Source organism: Acinetobacter sp. C32I (genome assembly GCF_023702715.1).
Lineage (GTDB): Bacteria > Pseudomonadota > Gammaproteobacteria > Pseudomonadales > Moraxellaceae > Acinetobacter.
The window spans coordinates 2,639,883-2,660,667 of record NZ_CP098480.1 but is presented as its reverse complement, the minus strand read 5'-3'; the positions used below and the strand labels follow the sequence as shown (position 1 = coordinate 2,660,667).

The window sequence follows — 20,785 nt, the reverse complement described above, 5'->3', positions numbered from 1 at the left end:
TCGTCAATGGAATGGGAACTGATTCTAACTTTAGTGTTCTTTGCTTTTTGTGCAGGAACCATTGATGCTGCCGTCGGTGGCGGCGGTTTGATTCAGATTCCTGCCTTGATGGGAGCTTTACCACAAACCGCACCTGCCACCTTGTTTGGCACCAATAAACTGGCCTCGATTTGTGGCACAGGGTCGGCCGCATTTTCATTTGTGCGTCGGGTCAAATTGCAATGGTCACTACTCGGTGTGATTGCATTATTTGCCTTTATTAGTTCATTCATTGGCGCGGCCTGCGTATCATTGGTGCCGACGCACATCTTAAGACCGATTGTCTTGATCATGCTGATCGTAATTGCGATTTACACCTTTATGAAAAAGCAATTCGGGCAAGTGCACGTCGATCAAAAAATCACGCCAAAGTTACTGGTGCTGGCTGCGATGGGTAGTCTAGCGATTGGTTTCTATGACGGTATTTTTGGCCCGGGGACGGGCAGTTTCTTTATTTTCTTTTTTATTCGCTTTTTACAGGTCGATTTCTTACATGCTTCGGCATTATCTAAAATCGGCAACTTCATGACCAATCTAGCTGCACTCAGTTTCTTTATTCCGACAGGACATGTGTTGTTTGCCTTGGGAATGATGATGGCGGTTGCCAATATTGCCGGCTCGTTATTGGGTGTACGTTTGGCTCTAAAATACGGCAGTGGATTTATCCGTATTTTATTCTTGATACTGGTGAGTATTTTGATCTGTCGTTTGGGCTATCAAATTATTACAGGATAGCGGCTTAGATCTAACTAAGCTTTTCCACCGCGTAAGGTAACACCAATCGAAGCCACCATAATACAAGCCAAAGCCACCCACTGAATTAAGCTAATTCGCTCATGTAGCAGTACCAGACCTGCTAAGGCTGCCAATGCAGGCGCAAGGCTGGAAAGCGTCCCATAACTGAGCTTAGTTAGCCGTTTGAGTGCCATTAAATCCAGAGCATAAGGAATCGCAGTTGCCATTAGGGCAATCACCAGTGCTTTGCCCCAATATTGAGTATCTAGTAGCACTGGCGCGTTATTCCATAGACCAAAAGGCAGTAAGGTCAGAGCGGATAGACCAATAGCAATCGTTAGCGCATGCATGCCAATATTTTGCTGTACCACGCGATGCCCATAATAAATATATAAGGCCCAAAAGAATCCTGCACCCAGCGCACAGGCTGCACCGATATAGGAAAAATGCTGCGCATTGGCACTGTGCCAAGGCACCATTAAAGCAATGCCTAAAATCGCAAATGCCACCCAAATGTAATCACTGCGCTGTTTAATCGAGAGTAGGGCTAAACCCAATGGGCCAATAAACTCTAAACCTACTGCGATTCCTTGAGGTAACTTACCCAAAGAGGTATAGAACAGAATATTCATACAACACAAGGCTGCGCTATAACAGAGTAAATCTCGCCATTTTAGCTCCTTCAATTTGGAAATGATTTTCCATGAACGGAACATGATTGCCACCAGAATGGTCGCAAAACACAGTCTTAAAATTGTCACGGTGAGTGGATCAAGCGTGGCGATTAATTGTTTGGCAAAGGATGCACTGATCTGATAAGACAGCATGGACAATACCATGTACAGCACGGCAACCAATTGGAGATTTTTCATCTAAGATCTCCAAGATAAGCGAGAGCGTTTTTCTGATGTTGAGGCAAGATCATTTATTTGGCCTCTTTTTGCTGTCGAGCCTGTTGCGTGGTAAAGGTACAGCCAATCGAGGCAATAATAATGGTGCCCAATGCTAACCATTGATTCCAAAGCAACACTTCACCTAGGAAGATAAAGCCTGAGAGTGCAGCCACTGCGGGTTCCAAGCTCATTAAGGTACCAAAGCTGAGCGGGGTTAAACTACGCAATGCAATCATTTCTAGGGTAAAGGGTAAGGCACTGGCTAAGATCGCAAGACCAATAAAATAGTATAAGTTTGGCAGTTCAAATACCCGATCGATGGCGCCTGAAAAGAGTGCAAAGGGCAGCAAGCAGAGCATACCAATCGACATGCCTAGGCAAACTGTATGGTTGCCTGAGATGCCCGATGGTTTTTGCCCCGCAATAATATACAGTGCCCAACACGCACCTGCACTGATGGCAAAGAATACGCCAAGCAGATCGAGACCTTGTTGTGCCTGTTGCAAAGGAAAGAGCAACATTAAGCCCAGAATGGCACAGCCAACCCAGATGAAGTCATATTTCTGCCGAGCATGATATAGCGCGACACTTAAAGGTCCAATAAATTCAAAGGCAACGGCAAGGCCTAGCGGTAAGCGTTCTAATGATAAATAGAACAGCGCATTCATACCTGCAAGTGCCACCCCATAAGTGAGAATGGCTTTCCAACGCACTACTTTGAAATTGATGGTCCAGATTTTAAAAATCACCGCCAATATGATCGCACCAAAAAATAGGCGCATAGCGGAAACGGTTAATACAGGAAAGCTTTGAAACAGAATTTTGGCCAAAGAACCACTGCCTTGCACACACAACATGGCAATCATCAACAGCAATAAAGCATGTAGTGGTGTTTTCAGCATTGGGGTAGACATTTTATTATTTAACAGTTGGTATAATATTCACATAATAAGTCAAACGCCCATAAAAAAGCCACAGCATCAACTGTGGCTTTTTCGACATTATTCTAAATATTGCTTAGAACAATACGCGAACGCGGATGGTGCCTTCAACGTGGTTCAAAGTATCAAGCGCTTCTTGAGATGCAGATGCGTCAACATCCATCACCAAGTAACCGATATCACCTTTAGTCATTAACGACTGACCAGAGATGTTGATGCCTTGTTCAGCGAACAATGTATTGATTTTCGATAACACACCCGGAACGTTTTTGTGGATGTGCAGCAAACGGTGTTGACCATCAGAAAGTGGTAATGCGATTTCTGGGAAGTTCACCGCAGAAAGGGTCATCCCTTTGTCTGAATAAGCAACGAATTTTTCAGCCACTTCTAAACCGATGTTTGCTTGCGCTTCCATGGTTGAACCACCCACGTGTGGGGTTAAGATCACGTTGTCTAAACCGCGAAGTGGTGATAGGAACTCTTCACCATTGGCTTTTGGTTCTTTCGGGAATACGTCAACCGCTGCACCCGCGATGTGACCTGATTTGATCGCATCCGCTAAATCTTCGATCACCACACATGTACCGCGTGCTGCGTTCAAGAAGATTGAGCCTTTTTTCATTTTCGCGAATTGTTCTTTTTTGAAGAAGTTACGCGTTGACGGAACATCTGGAACGTGTAGCGTTACCACATCCGCAGTTTCCAAAAGTTCATCTAAAGAGCCAACTTGACGTGCATTACCTAATGGTAATTTAGTCACAGCATCAAAATAGATGACTTTCATACCTAAGCTTTCTGCCAAAACAGAAAGTTGTGAACCAATCGAGCCGTAACCGACGATACCTAAAGTCTTACCACGAGTTTCAAACGAACCCACCGCAGCTTTATTCCAACCGCCCGCATGTGTATCTTTCGATTTTTCAGGTACACGACGAAGCAACAGAATTGTTTCAGCAAGAACTAATTCTGCAACCGAACGTGTATTTGAATACGGTGCGTTGAATACAGGGATACCACGAGACATCGCCGCTTTTAAATCGACTTGGTTGGTACCAATACAGAAGCAACCGACTGCGATCAGTTTGTTCGCAGCTTCAAAGATTTCTTCAGTTAATTGCGTACGGGAACGAATACCAATGAAGTGAGCATCTTTAACTGCTTCTTTTAAAGCATCGCCTTCAAGCGCAGTTTTGTGATAATCGATGTTGGTATAACCCGCTGCATTTAAAGTATCGATGGCATTTTGATGCACACCTTCTAACAGAAGGAAACGGATTTTGTCTTTAGGTAGTGATAGATGTTGGCTCATTACGGCTCCGCTACAAAGGCCAAAATTTAGTTGCAGTACTATAGCATAGAGCTTTGAGATATAAATATTTGGTTTAAAATTAGCGCAGCAGAATTATTGATAATTTTTCAGTTGAAGCTGAATTTTATTGGTTATACACATTTTGTTATTACAGTATCTTTATCCTAAGCTTTATCCTATGCCTGCTTCTATGTAAAATGCAGAGATCTGATAGTCAAATCTGAAAACATCAGGTTTGCGCTGTTCTGCCGAGTTTCTATATGTTGAATACAGCATTTTAAGATATTGAAAAATATTGTGTTGTTATTCAAATGCTCTATCTTTACTTCTTGCTAGGCCTGTAAACGATGAATGCTTCAGTCGCTTTAACACCTGAGTTATTGACCCAATTAACGGCAATTGTGGGTGAAAACCGAATTAAAACCGATGCCGATAGTTTGGAAAATTGGGGACGAGATCATACCAAACATTTTGATCCGAACCCATCAGTCATCGTTTTCCCTTCAAGCACTGAACACGTTCAGGCCATTGTTAAACTTGCCAATCAATTTAATGTCGCGATTACCCCATCAGGAGGGCGTACTGGCCTGTCAGCGGGTGCGGTGGCGACCAATGGCGAGATCGTGATTAGCTTTGACAAGATGAACCAGATTCTTGAGTTCTTCCCAGCAGATCGTATGGTCCGTGTGCAAGCAGGCGTGGTGACTGAACAATTACAGAATTATGCCGAAGAACAGGGCATGTATTATCCAGTCGATTTTGCTTCAGCAGGTTCAAGCCAGATTGGTGGTAACATCGGCACCAATGCGGGCGGCATTAAAGTCATCAAGTATGGCATGACCCGTAACTGGGTACTCGGTTTAACTGTGGTGACAGGTAAAGGTGATGTGCTGCGTTTAAACAAAGGCATGATTAAGAATGCGACAGGTTATTCGCTGCAACACTTATTTATTGGTGGTGAAGGTACGCTGGGTCTAGTGACAGAAGCTGAAATCAAGCTTGAGCGTCAGCCACAAAACTTACAAGTGATGGTCTTGGGTGCGCCAGACTTTGAAGCCGTGATGCCTGTATTACATGCCTTCCAAAACGCAATTGACCTGACTGCTTTTGAATTCTTTGGTGAATTGGCAATGCAGAAAGTATTGGATCGTGGTCATGTACAACGTCCATTTGAAACACAATGCCCGTTCTATGTGTTATTGGAATTTGAAGCACCGTATGAACCAATCATGGACAAGGCAATGCAGATTTTTGAGCATTGTATGGAACAAGGTTGGGTGATTGATGGGGTGATGAGCCAAAGTCTTGAACAGGCTCAAAGCTTATGGCGTTTGCGTGAAGATATTTCAGAATCGATTGCGCCGTTTATTCCATACAAAAACGACATCTCAGTATTAATTACTCATGTACCTGCATTTATTGCGGAAATTGATGCGATTGTTGCTGACAATTATCCAGATTTTGAAATCTGTTGGTTTGGTCATATTGGTGACGGTAATTTGCACTTAAATATTTTAAAACCTGAAAACTTGACCAAAGATGAGTTCTTTGCCAAGTGTCAGGTGGTGAATAAATACGTGTTTGATACCGTGAAAAAATATGATGGTTCGATCTCTGCCGAGCATGGTGTCGGTATGACTAAGAAGCCATATTTAGAGTATTCACGTTCGCCTGAAGAAATTGAATATATGAAGGCATTGAAGTTGGCGTTTGACCCGAATGGGATTATGAACCCAGGCAAATTATTTGATCTTTAATGCTTGATTAGATAAAAGAAGTTTTGCTAAAAGCGTATCGAAAGATGCGCTTTTTTATTTTCTGTAAATCAAAAGTTAATGCTGTACTTTTTCTTATAATACAAAATGTAAATATATAAACTTAATTATCATTATTTGTTGACATTACATGCCAATTATAAGTGTTGTATATGGTTTTTATTGAATAAATAAAGAAAAATAATGTATTTAATATTAATTGTTCAATTAAATAAGAATGAGGATATATAAGTGAATCCTAAAAAACATTTATCTCAAGATGAAGTATCCAATTTATCTATAGAGGAAATTCATGAACGTATTGCTGCTGAACAAGAGTTTATGAATAAACAAAAACATAAAAAGTTCTTTGTTGCGACACATGGTTCTAAAACAAAAAATGGAGGTTTAATCAGAGCGACGATTAACCAAAAAATTAAAGCACAAGGACATCTTCTTGCTGTTGTTGGTGATGAAGCCATTTATGAGGATGGGACAACCTCTAAAATTATATCGGGTGCTGGCGAAGCAGGGTCGATTGAAGGATATGACATTGCACTTGTTGGTAGTCGTTTAGAAAATGGTGATGAAATCATTGAAAGCCTACAGTCTGTTTTTGAGTACCGTTTGTATGCTGATCGAGAAATCCCTCAAGGTTTTCTCAGTCATGACTAATTTCTTAGGAGACAATCATGGCTGTAGGCTTTGCAATTCATAACTCGATGACAAATCATGGTGGTATCATTCCTGCAACCCAAATGAGAACCTCTCAAATGGGTAATTTATTTTTTGGTAGCAGGTGATGGCCATTTTTGCCCTAAATGTAAATGTTGGTCAAAGATTATTAAAAGTCATGATCATATTATTCTTGATGGTAAAGCTGTTGCTTATGTCGGTGATCAGCTTACTTGTGGTGCTAAAATTTTACCGAAACAATCTCATGTTGTGGGAGAAAGTGGCAGTTCTAGTTTAGGTTCAGCTTCCTCTCTTTTTCATCCTACTAGGTCTCAACAAAGTTTCAATAACAATTTAACTGATAGCAAAAATGAGCTTTTGAATGGTTATTACTACAATATAAATACTGGGTTATATGAAGGAAAAATTTCCAATGGAAAAGGTAATCTTGAAAATGTATATGCCTGTAATGGAAAGAAATCAGATAGCGATTTTATCTCCCCTCAATATGCAAATATTACTCATAAAAAATTCCAAGAATGCTCAAGGGTTGTTTCACATGAATCTGGAACAGCGACCTTAGAATGTATATTTATTGCTTTCACTGCTAACAATTACGCAAAACAAGTAAAAAAGGATTTACATTCATTATTAATGTCAGGCTATTCTACGATGCCGGCTGGAACAAAGACCCCTTTACCAGATAAACCCAACAATGGGAAAGTGGAAGATCCTAAGTATGGACTTGCTCGTAAGGGGGTTTTAAAAGTTTGTCTAGGAGAGGAAGATCCTACAGATGGTGCAACACATTGGGATGGAACAGATTTCTTAGCATGGGGGTTAGAAAGTCCGTATAAATATAAAGATAATACAAATAAGCCACATGCTAAGTTTAGAGAATATAAGAAAATCACAATCTCTAAAGCGATATATGATGAATTCCTAGTCGGCTCATTGAAGGAATATCCTAAAGGACGAGTTAAATATAGTGGTATTTTCTATGAAATTCCTGCAAAAGTTTTTAAAGATAATACAAACTGGACGACTGGTAATTTTGAATACAACACGGGTAGCAACGTTAGCAAATCACTAACTGCCAAAGTAACAGCAGGCCATACTATTTTTTGGAAAGCAGCATGAAGTTTAAAGTATTCAGTTTAATATTTATGTTTTTTTCATACATAACTATAGGGCATACAAAAACAAATAATGAGTTAATTAGCAACCATATTATGCCAAGCCATAATCTTCAATTAAGTGGTTCATATCCATCAATAAAAGGAAAACAATTTAAAGAGATTAATGATTCTATTTCTAAATTTATTGCAACTAATTTTGATAGAGAAGATGAGCAGTACCCTACAGAAATTAGTTTTGAAAAACTATTTCAGAATGAGGATATATTAAGTTTTTCAATTAATTATAACATCAGTAACTCAACAGAAAGATACTTTAATAAATATTACACACTGAGTCTATCCAATAAAAAGGAGCTAAGTCTTTCAGAATATCTTAAAGATAAAAAAATTTCTAAGTATGATGTATTGAAGAGTATAAATAGTTTTATTTTACCTTGCCTTTCCGTAAAAAAAGATCTACCTGATTACTGTGCTGATATGACACTACAAAGCCTAATTGAGAATAAAAAAAGGGTTGCTTATTCAGATATATCTAGTTTTTTTATTAAGAATAATAGTGACATAGGAGTAGGTGTTGACTCCAATAAATTTACTACTACTTTTATCTATAATATAAAAAGTAAAAAGATTGTTTTAAATTAGCCATTTATATTCTACAGCTCATAACCCACCTATGTTTAGGTTGGGAGTGTTTATTTCTGTTTTCCATTCTTTTATGTGGGTTATATTCGCTTTAATTATGAGATTTTTTGTGGCTGTGGTAAAAAATTGAATAGACAAGCCTATGAACTGTGCCGAACAGAATATGGTTATCACGTTCCAAAATCAGAAGAATATGAAAAATTTTAAGTTCAACAACTGGAATAATTAATGAAACGTTTATGCATATCTTTTTTAATTTTTGCTCTTTTCGGATGTAGCCATGCAAATAATACAAACAAAGAAGAAAGCGAAAAGCTTATTGGTGAAATTCTAAAAGCCAGATCAATAACTATTAGTGATGATATTAATAAATCTAGAAGGTTGTATGTTTCAGCTTATGAAAATGCTGATAAAAAATCAGCGATTAATAATGAACTACTCATTTATGCAGTAAATAAAACTGACTCTTTATTTGGCAGTTATGAGATGAATAATGAAAATTTTGAAAACGAAATTAAAAACAATAAAGATATTGATATTGAAGGAGTCGATGGACTTTGTATTTTTAATAAGTTTTTAAAAAATATTCTAATACAACCGATATGGAAAAATTTCCACAAAGCCTCCGAGAAGATATGAATAAAGCTTTATCATTGCAGCCGATTTATCTTGAAAAACTCAGAGGAAGTAAGGATTATTTAGATCAATTAAAATGTTTAAAATTAAAATAAACATGTAATCAATGAAGAGGAAAAGTTTATTTCAGAGCTAGCCAAAGATAGTTTTACTACTCGTATGGCAATTGCTAAAAAGAGTTTTGGTAAAGTTATAGATATAGCACTATGCAATGCCAGTAAACCAGTATTGGCAGCCAATGCTTTGGCTACCTTTACTAACAATGGACCATATGGAATCAACGAATACATGTATCAAAATGTCTTTGGTCGCCCATATGATAGAGCAACAGTATCTCAATATATTCAGAGTTACCTATACACACCACCTAAAAACCGCTTCTCACTATGAAAATTACTTTACTACCAATATTGGTACTTTCCTGTATCTTTTTAACTTCATGTAAGGCATCGACAGATAAAGAAGATATTGATAATTATGTGAAAGTAGATTTAAAAAATTATGCAACAGACAATTATAGATTGCTTATTGAAGCCAATAAAAACGTAAACACTGAGCCAGCATTGAAAAACTCCTTGTTTAACAATACATATGTTAAGTTAGAAACGGCTCGAAGTCTTTTAAACGAAGAGTACCCTGATTGGATTGATGGGTTGGAGAAAAATGGTTATGACTATGGAGATCTTAACACTGTGTGTTGGATGACAGTATTCATGGAAAACTATGTAAACAATATTGAAGGGAAATACAAAAAAGACCTTAAAGATGAAACCTTAAATGATGTTCATAATCTTTATAATGAAAGACAAAAAATTATCAAACTGCGTGATAGTAAAGATAAGACTGCTAAGAATTTTGTAGAGGTTTGCAAGTGATTTTTAAATCAATTATTTACACCCTCAGATATTGATACAGGTTCAAGTAATATGTTAGCTGCTAAAAAAATTATACTCATATGTCTTTTATTATTTTCTAGTGGTTGTAGTAATAAAACACCTCCAAAAGAACAACTTGCATTGCAAATACCATTGCCTCCTATTTTAATTGGTTTTGATAGTGTTGTTTATGCGAAAGCATTACAACAACAACCATCTGACTTAACAAAAAGTATTTATGATTCCTCAATATCCAAAGCAATGTTTTTTAAAAGGCTTTTAAATGATTCTGGTGAAAATGATGACTTCGAAAAAGATATTGAGATCACCCAAATTAATTCTCTATGTATAATGGGGAAATTCTTACTTTCAGATAAATATAAAGATGCATTGAACTTAAAAGGGGATGTTTATGCAGAATTCTATGGTTGGCTTAGTAAAAAACAACAAAAATGGGAAAGTTTATTATCCCGTCAAGATAAAAGAATATTTGATGTTCCTTGCTCAACTTTAAAGTAAATTCTCTATTCCCCCCAAATTTTTCTTAACTTTGGGGCTACATCCCAAAACTCATGCCTCAATCTTGTTTAGGTTGGGAGTTATCTATTTCCTTTTTCATTCCTTTATTTGGACGATCTTCGCTTTTTTTTATTTCTTATACGCTTTCCAACCCGTCAAAATATGATAAATCAGCGGTAAAAGGCAGAGTGCAAAGAAGCCACAAATTGCAACTGCCCAGACAGGTATATTCTGTGGATTGCCTAAAAAGAAATAAGCAAAAGCCGAATAAGACAGCATCCCAAACATCGCCATTGTGCCAAGTGGAAGGCTAACTCTAAAAATTAAGACATTAGCAAATGCTTTGTAAGGTGCCATATTCTGATTCAAAGCATAAGCAATAATCATGACCAAGATATAGCCCATAATAAACAGCATAAATAGGGTAGCGGTAAACAGCAGACCTGTGCGCCAACTCTTTTCTTGTGCGGAATGATCTCCTGCCTCATAAACGACTTGAATATGATCTCCGACTACAGGCACATCACCTGAACGGACTGAATTATCCAAGACCAATGTTCTGTTTTGATCATCTTTGAATTGCACCTGAGCCGTATGCATTAAAGTTTGGGTTTTATATTTACGCCCGTTGGAATCCGTACGTTCGGTATCGACCCATTCAGAGCTATAGCTCACGATGGTTGCATCGTAGCTCGGTTTGGTTGCTAAACCATATACAGCTTGCGACACCCAATAAGTAAAAGGAAAAAATAGGGAGCTGATGCTAAACACCACAACAAATAAATAAGCAAATTCAAACTTACTGCTGTCACGATTCTTAGCTAAACGTTTTAGCCAAAACTTTGTCAGCACAAAAGACCAGATACACAAGATCGCAACCACCACCAAGAAAACCTGTCCCGCATAAGTCAGTTGCATGCATGATCCTATTTGTTATATTGAATAGAGATTGATTTTATCAAACGATAATTTTTTAAAATCAAATGAATGAGTACGGTAAAAAATAGTATTGTCTCTCACAAGTATAAATTTTTAAATAATGAAGTCATCGCAATGAATATCCATCACGAAATCGAAAAACTATTTCAACAACGCCAAGATATTCCATTATTTTATATTGAAAGTGGCAGCCGTTTATGGGGCATGGCCAGTCCTGATAGTGACTACGATGTACGCGGTTTTCATCTACCCAGCAAAGACCAATATTTTGATTATAAAAAGCATCGTGACTTGATCGAGATCATGGATGGAGATTTCGACTTTGTTTCTTATGACCTCGATAAAATGTTTGGGTTATTGGCAAAAAGTAATCCGACTGTTCTGGAGTGGGTCAGAGCACATATTGTGTATTTTAATGCCTTTCCAGAATGGCAGATCTTCCGTGATGGATTGCTGGAGCGAATCGACTATAGCGCCTTGTATTACCACTATTTATCGTTGGCAAAAGGTGGCATGAAAGTGGTGCAAACCGCAGATAACTTTACCTACAAGAAAGTGTTTTATTCGATTCGTGGCTTGATGTCAGCAGAGCTAGCAACCCAGGAGCAGATGCCTGAATTACTGATTACCGATCTGTTTGCTCAAGTGGATGCAAATGATCCATTACGGCATTGGGCAGAAGATTATCTGGAAATTAAGAAACAGCAGAAAGAGAAAGCACAGCTTCCCCAAGCGGAACAAGCTGCGATTCTTGAGTTATTGGAAAGTAAGATAGAGCAACTGGCGGTACAGTCGATGCAGAAGGCGGATCGTCGTGCCAGTTTGGAAACCTATTTAACGGATTATAGCCGTCATTTAAAACAGCATTACTACCAGTAGAACAAGGCGTTTACTCATCAGCCGAGTTCGACTTAAAGATTCTATGATCTCATTTTCTGAATTTCATATTTTGTCGGACTCAGCTGTATGGTGTTATCTGTTAAATCCCACTGTTTAGAATACGGATTTTTACATCGGCAACATGGTCTTTGGTCGCTTCAAAATGTTGCTGCATATGGGCAGTTTGCATATGGGCTGCTAAATGAGCAGTACTCTGCCATTTCTCTAACATGACAATCGTATTCTCATCAGTGGCCTGCATCTCAATTGCAGGAAGATGATCAATCAATGGCTCATAGCCATGACAGCCGTCTTCTGCAAGAACGGTTGGAATAATTTTTTCAAAGGCATCTAAAACGGCTTGGCGATGTTCAGCGCCTGCATGTGTATAAATTTCAGCAATAATGGTTAGCATCTTATTTTCTCACTTAATGGCTTGCTGCAAAAAGTTGGTCTAAATGCGCTTTATACGCTTCGATATAACTTGGTACGTTTGGCGCTTTGATCACATCATTCACGATAAAGGTCGGCAGTGAATCCATACCCAAGAATTGATTGGCTTTATGGAAAGGTAGGTAAACGCCATCCACACCAACGCCGTGGAAGAACTGGTCTGGATCAGTAAAGGCTTCCATCGGTGCATTCCATGTCAAAGACAACATATATTTTTTACCTTGGATTAAACCACCTGAACCATATTTTTTAGAGGCGTCTGAACGACTACGGCCATCACTGGCATAAAGTGAACCATGTCCAATCGTGAAGATATCATCGATGTATTTTTTCATGGTCCATGGTGCACCCATCCACCAACCTGGCATTTGGTAAATCACCACATCTGCCCATAGGTATTTGGCAATTTCGGCTTGAATGTCATAGTCACTGTCCGTTCGGGTGACTTGTACCTGATGGCCTAAGGTGCTTAGATGTGTTTGAGAAAACTCGGTCAGGGTATCGTTCAACTCACCATTCGAATGTTCAAATTGTTTGGCGCCATTAATAATTAAAATATTGCTCATGCGATTACTCAAAAATAAATCTCTAAAACTGGAAAGCATTTTAGAAAATCTATTCATGAGTAAAAATGCATAAATGAGCAAAATACTATTGATCAAAAATCAATAATTGAACTATTCAGCTTTGGATTTTTTCGCTTTATACCAGCGACGAGCTCCCCATAAAATCGCAATCGCTACATACAGCGGCCACAGCATCACCAGCCAAATGATGGTTTCTCTAAAGCCGTACAAGCCTACTTTAATCGCTTCCCAGATCCGACTGAATAACGGATCACTGTCTAAAGTGGCTATACGATTGATATTCAGATCATGGGATTTACGCACTTGTGATTGTTGGAAGAATTCCAGTCGAATGGTGCTATAGGCCAAGCGGTCTTTGACTTCTAAATTGGTCAGTTGCTGTAGCTGATTGTTCACTGCATTTGATCCGCTGTTACTTTGATTGGCAGTATTCAGTTTTTCTTCGAGCAATTTTAATTCATAACGCTTGGCTTCATAACTTTGGGTATTAAAGTTCAGCATGAGTGGCAATAAATTATTTAAGAAGTTGGTTACCTGCGCATTGGGAATACGTACTGTGAGCTGGACGGTGGGGGTGATCTTTTCATAAATATCGACACTGCCATCAATACGGTCACGCTCAGATCGGTCACTGACTTGATAATTAATCTGTTTTTCTTCGATATAACCATTGTATTGCAATAACTGTTGTTCCAGTGCTGATGTGGTTTTTAACACGTCTTTTACTTCAAATTGCAATTGTGCGCTTTTGACCAATTGACGATTTTGTTCTAAAGCACTTTGTTGATTGCTAACCAGTTGTTCTGGATTTTGAACTGCATTGTCTTGCACTGCTTGACTGTCTGCCGCAGCAGTTTCAGTTGCCATCGCAGCTTCACTGGCAGGGCCTTCTTGTTTTTTCGAGCAGCCTAAGGCAGTGCTCCCAAGGATTAAAATAATGGTTAATTTCTTTGCTAAATCTGACATATCGGCATGTCCAAACTAAGGTGATTTTGATGTTATAAACTGTGTTTTTTTAATCATTTGTTATGATCATCATCATTAGACAATGACAACAAATTTAATGCACGCCACATACATTTTGTTGCGTGGCCATTTAGTTTTGCATAGTAGCATAAATGAGCTAAATGGATTGGATGGGTACAAAATGCATAAAATTGCATTGATGTTAGGTTCTGCTTTATTACTCACAGCATGTAATCAGCCGATAGCACCTTCACAGCAGCAAGCTGAGGTTCAAAAAAGTACGGTGATGCATGCAATTTTATCGGATCAGCCTGATCTATTTCATGCAGACAGCAATTTAAAAATCGATCAGCAATTTAACAGTGCTGAAAACCCAACCGATGCACAGGTCACGGTTGAGCAAGCACAATTAGATGATTCGGTGATTGCGGTACGGACAGAATATCAATTAAAACGAAATCAAGATGTTTGGAAAGTGGTCAATAAAAAGCAAAGCTACCAATGTGCCCGAGGAGAGAATACCGAAACTTTCCAATTCGAGTTATGCCCATAATTCGATGCACCATCAAACAGTGAATAAAAGATCAGCAAAACTGTGGATAACTTTTTGGTTATGCACATTGCTGAATCCTCGTTATGGGTTGTTTAAATTGCGGTCATTTTGAAAAAGTGCTACAGTTGCGCGTGGCAATTTAGCCAAACGGTAAAACATTTACCAATCTCACGTAAATAAATTGTTTTTCTTATATACACTTAGTGAATACGGTGTTTTCACATTTATCACATGCTTTCTCACAGCATGAAATCAAAATTTAATTTAAATCTAAGCCATAAAATCTTGTGGTGATGATCCCTTTTTCGTTTTGAAAAATGGGGCGTACACGAGTTGGTTATTTTTGTGAATAAAACATGATGACGAATAATCAGAACATGACGTTAAACCGTATAACGCTCATGTTTCCTTTAGCTTTAGTGCTATTCGAATTTTCAGTTTATATCGGTAATGACTTGATTCAACCTGCGATGTTGTCGATTACAGAACAATTTGCAGTCAGTGCAACGTGGGCACCGTCGTCAATGTCATTTTATTTGTTGGGTGGTGCCAGTGTCGCATGGCTGTTGGGACCGCTTTCGGATCGTCTCGGGCGTAAAAAAGTACTTTTGGCAGGCGTGGCATTTTTTACGCTGTGCTGTTTGCTGATTTTATTGACGCACAATATTGAACAATTCCTAACGCTGCGTTTCTTGCAGGGAATGGGGCTGAGCGTCATTTCTGCAGTGGGTTATGCAGCTATTCAAGAAACTTTTGAAGAGCGTGATGCGATCAAAGTCATGGCACTAATGGCGAATATTTCCCTATTGGCACCTTTACTTGGTCCTGTATTGGGGGCATTTCTGATTGATTATGTGTCATGGCATTGGGGTTTCGTCGCCATTGCTGCGGTGTCCTTTATCAGTTGGTTTGGCTTAAAGAAATTTATGCCTGCGACCCAAGAAAGTCGTAAACAACCGAAGCAGCCTTTTAGTTATATCTTTGATGACTTTAAAAAGGTATTGAGTAATCGTCGCTTCTTGGGTTTAAGCATCGCCTTACCGATGGTGGGGATGCCGTTGATGCTATGGATTGCTTTATCACCAATCATTTTGGTTGATGAGCTGAAATTGACTAGTGTGCAATATGGCTTGGCACAGTTTCCTGTGTTCTTTGGCTTAATTGCAGGCAATATCATCCTGATCAAGATTATTGATCGTTTCCCGCTAGGTAAAACCATTCTATTTGGTTTGCCGATCATGTTATTGGGTACTGCATTCTTGCTGCTCGGTGTCATTTGGCAAAGCTATTTGGTACCTTGTTTATTGATTGGTATGACCTTAATCAGTTTGGGCGAGGGGATTAGCTTCTCGGTGATGTACCGTTTTGCACTGATGTCTTCGGAAGTCTCAAAAGGAACAGTCGCAGCCGCGGTCTCGATGTTGATGATGATCAGTTATTTTGTCGTGATTGAATTGGTTCGTGTGCTGTATACGCATTTCCATATTTGGGCGTTTGCTTTAGCCAGTCTGGTCTTGATTTTATTTTGGTTTAGTTCACCACGTCATGCCTTGAAACAACATATGCTGGCACGTCAGCAAGACGGGTTGAATTAAGCTTAGGTTTATAGGGCTTATTTAGCTTGAGTTTAATGAAATTCATTTCCAACATTTGCGATGTGAGTAATCCTAACGGTGTCGTCCCGAGCTCTCACCTTAGTTTAGGATAAACCACTGCGTCTTGCTCTTCAGTTGAAATATATTTCAACCTCGTTCAGGTTCGACCTACTTTTCTTTCGGGATGAGGAGCGCAGCTCCGCAAGGGTAACCATCTTGCGCAGCTTTAGCGCTGCTCATCTGCAAAACCTATTCACTTCTTTCACCTGAAGAATAGTATTGCAAAAACAGTATATTATAGATAATCCGCAGGTTGCAGATGACACTTCCGAGTATCATATTTTTAGCTGATTTCAGTTTTACTTGCACTCATTACGCTCACTTGATTTCTAAGGCGAGCAGTTTATTTTTTAATAGGACTAACTCAGGTAAGGTCTCGAGTAACAGGCTCATTTGTTTTAATAGCAACGGGTGCTTTGCAGAGACCTGATGCTGTTGATTGAGGATCTCAATCTCTTCGAGCAAGCGTTCTACTTGTTGTTGTGAAACAGGTGCTTGTTCGATCAGACTTTGCTTGAGCACATGCTCAATTTTATCTAGTAACTCCAATAACGCCTGATCTTCGATTTTTTCCCGTTGATGTCCTAAGGCTGAGACATAGCTGAGTTGGCTATGGCTATAGACCAAATAGCGAAACGCATGTTGAATGAGTTCTTGGTTAGGCTGAGGTTCGGTACTCAGACTTGAAATCATATTCGACAGCTCGATCTGGGCATTGTGTGCGGCACGTCGAGTGGTTCGGTATTCCAGATTGAGTTCACGTCCTTGGTGATACTGCTGTACCACCACATGAAAATAATCGAAGGTGGTTTGATTATTTTTCTTGATGTTGCTGGAGATATTGCGAAAATTCCAATCGGGCCAAATGAAATTGACCGCCAGCCATGCGATTGCACAGCCAATAAAAGTGTCAATAATGCGTGGCAGGATAATACTAAAACCTGCACCTTTTAAATTAAAAATCAGTAACACCATCAAAGTGGCCATAACCGTGGCAAGTGCATATTTCTTTTGTCTTAAATAGAAAAATGAAACCCCACAGATAACGGTTAATAGCAATTGACCTTCAATACTTGGCACAAAATAAAGAATGGGGATACCTAATAACACCCCGAGTAAAGTGCCAATGGTTCTGAGCTTGAGACGGCTCTTGGTAGCAAAATAAGTAATTTGGCAAACGAATAAACTGGTGAGTAAAATCCAGTAGCCATTTTGGGCAAAGGGCAATAAGGAAATGGCATAACCCACTGCAAAGATCACCGCCAAACGCACGGCATGGCGGAACAGCGCAGATTGTGGACTGAGTTGCTGTTTGATTTTTAATATCAGATCCTGCACACCCTGAATATCATCATCGAGTAAGTTCAAATGATCTTGATGTTGCTGCGGTGAAAGCTGTTCAATATTTTGATTGAGTTGCAGTTGAGCAAACTGCTCATGCACACTCTTTAAATTATTGAGGATCAATTCCAGATTTTTAACTTCAAGATTATAGGGGTGTTGTTGCACCCAATCACGCATCGACAATTCTAGGTTTTCTAGTGCTTTACTGGCAGATTCATGGGGCTGATAACTTTGATGATCTAAGATTGCTCGGCTTAAATCATGGCACGCCAAGGCTTGCAGCTGCATGTTTTTTTGAATACGGAAAATTAAATCACTGCGGCTAAAATTCTGATGAATTTTTTCATAATGCAGATAGCTGGAGGTCACCTGTTCATGCATATCTTGGGCAAAATAATATAAGTTCAGCCAATAAATACTGGTGTTGTTAACCCGAGACGCTTTTAAGCGGGTCAGTAAGGAGTTCTTGGCTTGATTCAGGCTACTGACCACTTGGCTATTTTTGTGAGAAAGTTCGAATAGCAGTGTTTCGACATTATCAATATTATCTGGGTCGAATAAACGTGATTTGGCTTGAAGTAATTCAGCAATATCCTGAAAAATAGTAGAGATCTTTTCTTGTAAAGGTAAGGTTGGGCGAATAACAAAAAATAAGATTGAAGTCAGTCCATACCACAAGGCACCCAATACAAAATAACTCGGTTGCTGATACCAAGCTGGATATTCACCTAGACCGAACATGGTATAGATCGAAAGTAAAATCGTACCAAAGGAAATGGTGGCATAACGTTGCCCAAGTGCACCCATCATGACCAGTGCTGCACTGGAGAGGCTGAGATAAACAATGAACAAAAATTTATAGGGGGCAAGAAACTCTAAAATGGTACTGACCGTAAAGAACAGCACGCAGACATAGATCAGATTACGTAAACGGATACTGAGACGATCATCAAAGTCGGTCAGTGCGGTCGCAATTGCGCCTAAGGTGACAGGAACAATCAGTTGCCCGAATCCAAGCTGATATAAGCCTAATGTTGTACCGCACAGTACGATCAAGATTTGTAGGCAATAAAGAACAATTGAGTTGGAGCGAAAGCGATTGAACAGGCGGGATAAATTTTTCACGATTGTTATTCTTTAATATGTTCTGGATTCATCATACAAATAAATTTCCCAAAGGAAAGCATTGTTAACCAACAAGTAGCACTATTTTTTAGCATCAATATTTGCATGATTTTTCAAATAATAGATAAGATGCAAAAATCGTGCTCAGTTGTATTTTGTTATGATGAGATTAAAGAACACATAAAAAATGACTAAAAGCAAAGCAACTGTGGATAACTCGTAAGATACCCACAGTATTTAAATTACTTAATCACACCACAGGCAATACGGTCACCACCACCGCCTAATGGCTTAGGTGTATCCGAATAATTGTCTCCACCGACATGAATCATGATCGCACGATTTTGAATATCAGCCAGTTTTAAACGTGGCGCAATCACTGGAGTGGTTGCAAAGCCTTTGTCATTCACCACCAACACCGGTAAATCGCCTAAGTGGCCTGTTTCAGGCGTACCATGATGCGCGACCTTTTCAGGATTTAAGTGACTGCCTGCTGCCAAGGCTGCCCCCATTTTTCCATCTTTTAATGCAGCTTCACAGGATGGGTTCTCATGGATGTGGAAGCCATGTTCGCCAGGAGAAAGTTTCCAAAGCGCAGGGGTGATTAATAAACCTTTAGGCGTTTGTTGAAAAGCAACCGTTCCGATTGAAGCACCCACGCCATTGGCATCGACTTGATAGACTTGGATCAACTGCTTTTGATCCGTTGTGCTGGTTTTGGTCTGGATTTTAGCCGCATTGTTATCGAGAGAAACCGAAGAACAGGCTGCGAGACTTAAACTCAGACAGCCGAGCAGAGACATTTTTTGAAGCATTGAAGTCATTGCGAAGATATCCTTATAAATTATCTTTATTTGACGATTCAAACAAAGTAAGCGATATCTCGCAAGCAACATTAATCAATTCATGACAAAAAATTAAACAAAATAAACCTACTTAGTTTCGGGAGGAGCCTCCAAAGCCGCAACAGGCTCATCGACGTTTTCATGCAGCCATTCACGCCAAATCGCTAACAGGATAGCTAAAATCACAGGGCCAATGAATAAGCCGACCAGACCAAAGCTGGCAATACCGCCTAATACCCCGAACATGATCAAGATAAATGGAATCTGGGTCGCGCCTGAAATCACCAATGGGCGAATCACATTGTCTGAGCTACTCACAATCACCACACCCCAAACCACAACCCCAATGGCTTCCATGGTTTGCCCTTGCGCAAATAACCACAGGCCTACCCCAAGATATGAAATTGGTGTTCCAAACGGAATCAGTGCCAAGATAAAGGTGACCATGGTCAACAGCATTGGATTTGGTACGCCTGCAACAAAATAGCTGAGACCTGCTAATAAGGCTTGTGCAACTGCAGTTAAACCAACGCCGTAGACGACAGCACGAGTCGTTTCCGAAATGGTATCTAAATAATGATGCACACGCGGACCAATCACCATTTCCAAGGCACGACTCACTTGTGCCAAAATCATTTGTCCGTCACGGTAGAAGAAGAACAGAGTCATCAGTGCAAATGTGAGTTTGACCAAGTTACGGCTAATCTCGCTCAACACAAAACGGCCATAACTCAGATGGCTTTGAATCCATTCGGCAATATTTTTGGTAATGCTGTTCGGATCACTGCTCAGTTCATTGACCGTACGACTGATGTCTTTGCCGATGATCGGGAGGTTTTTGATAAATTCAGGAACTTGAACATGACCTGAAAACAGTTGTCGCTGTAAATTAAAATATAAATTACGACCTTCAAGTTGCAACATAAAGATTGCACAAATAAATGGCACACCAATCACGATAATGACCAAGCTAATCATCAGGGTGGCATTCAGTGTAGGTCGGTTTTCACCAAAGAAACGACGCTGTACCCATAGATATACGGGCCAAGTCATATAGGCAATAATTGCGGCCCAAAGGACAGGGACAATAAAGTATTTGAGAATACTAAATCCCAAAAAGAGCAGGACAAAGAACAGTCCAAACAGCAAAACGCGTTGTAAGATGGGAGCGTATTGTTGCACGATAGTATTTCTCTAGTGCTAGAAATTGAATAAAACCATCTTAACTGAAAAAGCAGGCAAGGGAAATTTTCATTTCCCCATTTTAAGATTTGATATCAAA

At 39.4% G+C, this 20,785-nt stretch carries 20 protein-coding genes and 2 pseudogenes; 12 read left to right on the top strand and 10 right to left on the bottom strand.

Features of this window, described 5'->3' with window-relative positions:
* Positions 1 to 6 precede the first annotated feature (6 nt).
* On the top strand, positions 7 to 774 hold the full coding sequence (locus NDN13_RS12735; protein ID WP_241338230.1) for a sulfite exporter TauE/SafE family protein: 768 nt from the start codon (positions 7 to 9) through the stop codon (positions 772 to 774).
* A 14-nt stretch (positions 775 to 788) separates the two neighbouring features.
* On the opposite strand, the gene NDN13_RS12730 is transcribed toward NDN13_RS12735, so the two are convergent.
* The 3 genes from NDN13_RS12730 to serA all read right to left on the bottom strand — a co-directional run bounded on the left by NDN13_RS12730 (position 789) and on the right by serA (position 3,917).
* Positions 789 to 1,646 (bottom strand): EamA family transporter, encoded by an 858-nt coding sequence (locus NDN13_RS12730; RefSeq protein WP_251115715.1) that lies wholly within the window; start codon positions 1,644 to 1,646, stop codon positions 789 to 791.
* 53 nt (positions 1,647 to 1,699) lie between these two features.
* Entirely contained in the window at positions 1,700 to 2,581 is an 882-nt protein-coding gene (locus NDN13_RS12725; RefSeq protein WP_251115714.1) for an EamA family transporter, read from the bottom strand.
* 103 nt (positions 2,582 to 2,684) lie between these two features.
* On the bottom strand, positions 2,685 to 3,917 hold the full coding sequence (gene serA / locus NDN13_RS12720; protein ID WP_004657532.1) for a phosphoglycerate dehydrogenase: 1,233 nt from the start codon (positions 3,915 to 3,917) through the stop codon (positions 2,685 to 2,687).
* A 347-nt stretch (positions 3,918 to 4,264) separates the two neighbouring features.
* On the opposite strand from serA, the gene NDN13_RS12715 reads away from it, so the two are divergent.
* The 8 genes and pseudogenes from NDN13_RS12715 to NDN13_RS12680 all read left to right on the top strand — a co-directional run bounded on the left by NDN13_RS12715 (position 4,265) and on the right by NDN13_RS12680 (position 10,157).
* Positions 4,265 to 5,674, top strand: a complete 1,410-nt coding sequence (locus NDN13_RS12715; protein ID WP_251115713.1) for a D-2-hydroxyglutarate dehydrogenase — start codon at positions 4,265 to 4,267, stop codon at positions 5,672 to 5,674.
* A 249-nt stretch (positions 5,675 to 5,923) separates the two neighbouring features.
* Positions 5,924 to 6,346, top strand: coding sequence for a PAAR domain-containing protein (locus tag NDN13_RS12710; RefSeq protein WP_251115712.1), 423 nt, complete (start codon positions 5,924 to 5,926; stop codon positions 6,344 to 6,346).
* A 17-nt stretch (positions 6,347 to 6,363) separates the two neighbouring features.
* Positions 6,364 to 6,641, top strand: a pseudogene (locus NDN13_RS12705) (PAAR domain-containing protein); the annotation flags it as partial.
* Between the two features lie 841 nt (positions 6,642 to 7,482).
* The gene (locus NDN13_RS12700; protein ID WP_251115711.1) at positions 7,483 to 8,127 is read left to right on the top strand and encodes a hypothetical protein; all 645 of its coding nucleotides are present in this window, start codon (positions 7,483 to 7,485) and stop codon (positions 8,125 to 8,127) included.
* 228 nt (positions 8,128 to 8,355) lie between these two features.
* Entirely contained in the window at positions 8,356 to 8,766 is a 411-nt protein-coding gene (locus NDN13_RS12695) for a hypothetical protein (protein ID WP_353050808.1), read from the top strand.
* A 120-nt stretch (positions 8,767 to 8,886) separates the two neighbouring features.
* Positions 8,887 to 9,153: pseudogene (locus tag NDN13_RS12690) on the top strand (hypothetical protein); the annotation flags it as partial.
* A complete protein-coding gene (locus tag NDN13_RS12685; protein ID WP_251115710.1) occupies positions 9,150 to 9,638 on the top strand; it encodes a hypothetical protein in 489 nt (162 codons plus the stop codon). The pseudogene NDN13_RS12690 and the gene NDN13_RS12685, both read left to right, overlap by 4 nt.
* Before the next feature lie 51 nt (positions 9,639 to 9,689).
* Positions 9,690 to 10,157: a hypothetical protein gene (locus tag NDN13_RS12680; RefSeq protein ID WP_251115709.1), complete on the top strand. Its 468-nt coding sequence runs from the start codon at positions 9,690 to 9,692 to the stop codon at positions 10,155 to 10,157.
* Between the two features lie 129 nt (positions 10,158 to 10,286).
* Here the strand turns inward: NDN13_RS12680 and NDN13_RS12675 are convergent, their stop codons facing one another.
* Positions 10,287 to 11,075, bottom strand: coding sequence for a xanthine permease (locus NDN13_RS12675; protein WP_251115708.1), 789 nt, complete (start codon positions 11,073 to 11,075; stop codon positions 10,287 to 10,289).
* Between the two features lie 135 nt (positions 11,076 to 11,210).
* On the opposite strand from NDN13_RS12675, the gene NDN13_RS12670 reads away from it, so the two are divergent.
* Positions 11,211 to 11,975 (top strand): nucleotidyltransferase domain-containing protein, encoded by a 765-nt coding sequence (locus NDN13_RS12670; RefSeq protein WP_251115707.1) that lies wholly within the window; start codon positions 11,211 to 11,213, stop codon positions 11,973 to 11,975.
* Between the two features lie 100 nt (positions 11,976 to 12,075).
* Here the strand turns inward: NDN13_RS12670 and NDN13_RS12665 are convergent, their stop codons facing one another.
* The 3 genes from NDN13_RS12665 to NDN13_RS12655 all read right to left on the bottom strand — a co-directional run bounded on the left by NDN13_RS12665 (position 12,076) and on the right by NDN13_RS12655 (position 13,981).
* Entirely contained in the window at positions 12,076 to 12,390 is a 315-nt protein-coding gene (locus NDN13_RS12665) for a putative quinol monooxygenase (protein WP_251115706.1), read from the bottom strand.
* 13 nt (positions 12,391 to 12,403) lie between these two features.
* Positions 12,404 to 12,994, bottom strand: coding sequence for an NAD(P)H-dependent oxidoreductase (locus tag NDN13_RS12660; RefSeq protein ID WP_251115705.1), 591 nt, complete (start codon positions 12,992 to 12,994; stop codon positions 12,404 to 12,406).
* Positions 12,995 to 13,105: 111 nt separating this feature from the next.
* The gene (locus NDN13_RS12655) at positions 13,106 to 13,981 is read right to left on the bottom strand and encodes a DUF4349 domain-containing protein (protein WP_251115704.1); all 876 of its coding nucleotides are present in this window, start codon (positions 13,979 to 13,981) and stop codon (positions 13,106 to 13,108) included.
* 181 nt (positions 13,982 to 14,162) lie between these two features.
* On the opposite strand from NDN13_RS12655, the gene NDN13_RS12650 reads away from it, so the two are divergent.
* Positions 14,163 to 14,534, top strand: a complete 372-nt coding sequence (locus NDN13_RS12650) for a hypothetical protein (protein ID WP_251115703.1) — start codon at positions 14,163 to 14,165, stop codon at positions 14,532 to 14,534.
* 359 nt (positions 14,535 to 14,893) lie between these two features.
* Positions 14,894 to 16,129, top strand: a complete 1,236-nt coding sequence (gene craA / locus NDN13_RS12645) for a chloramphenicol efflux MFS transporter CraA (RefSeq protein ID WP_436898505.1) — start codon at positions 14,894 to 14,896, stop codon at positions 16,127 to 16,129.
* A gap of 378 nt (positions 16,130 to 16,507) precedes the next feature.
* On the opposite strand, the gene yccS is transcribed toward craA, so the two are convergent.
* The 3 genes from yccS to NDN13_RS12630 all read right to left on the bottom strand — a co-directional run bounded on the left by yccS (position 16,508) and on the right by NDN13_RS12630 (position 20,685).
* A complete protein-coding gene (gene yccS, locus NDN13_RS12640) occupies positions 16,508 to 18,658 on the bottom strand; it encodes a YccS family putative transporter (RefSeq protein WP_251115702.1) in 2,151 nt (716 codons plus the stop codon).
* A gap of 242 nt (positions 18,659 to 18,900) precedes the next feature.
* On the bottom strand, positions 18,901 to 19,482 hold the full coding sequence (gene sodC / locus NDN13_RS12635) for a superoxide dismutase [Cu-Zn] SodC (protein WP_251115701.1): 582 nt from the start codon (positions 19,480 to 19,482) through the stop codon (positions 18,901 to 18,903).
* Between the two features lie 108 nt (positions 19,483 to 19,590).
* The gene (locus tag NDN13_RS12630) at positions 19,591 to 20,685 is read right to left on the bottom strand and encodes an AI-2E family transporter (protein ID WP_251115700.1); all 1,095 of its coding nucleotides are present in this window, start codon (positions 20,683 to 20,685) and stop codon (positions 19,591 to 19,593) included.
* Positions 20,686 to 20,785: the final 100 nt, after the last annotated feature.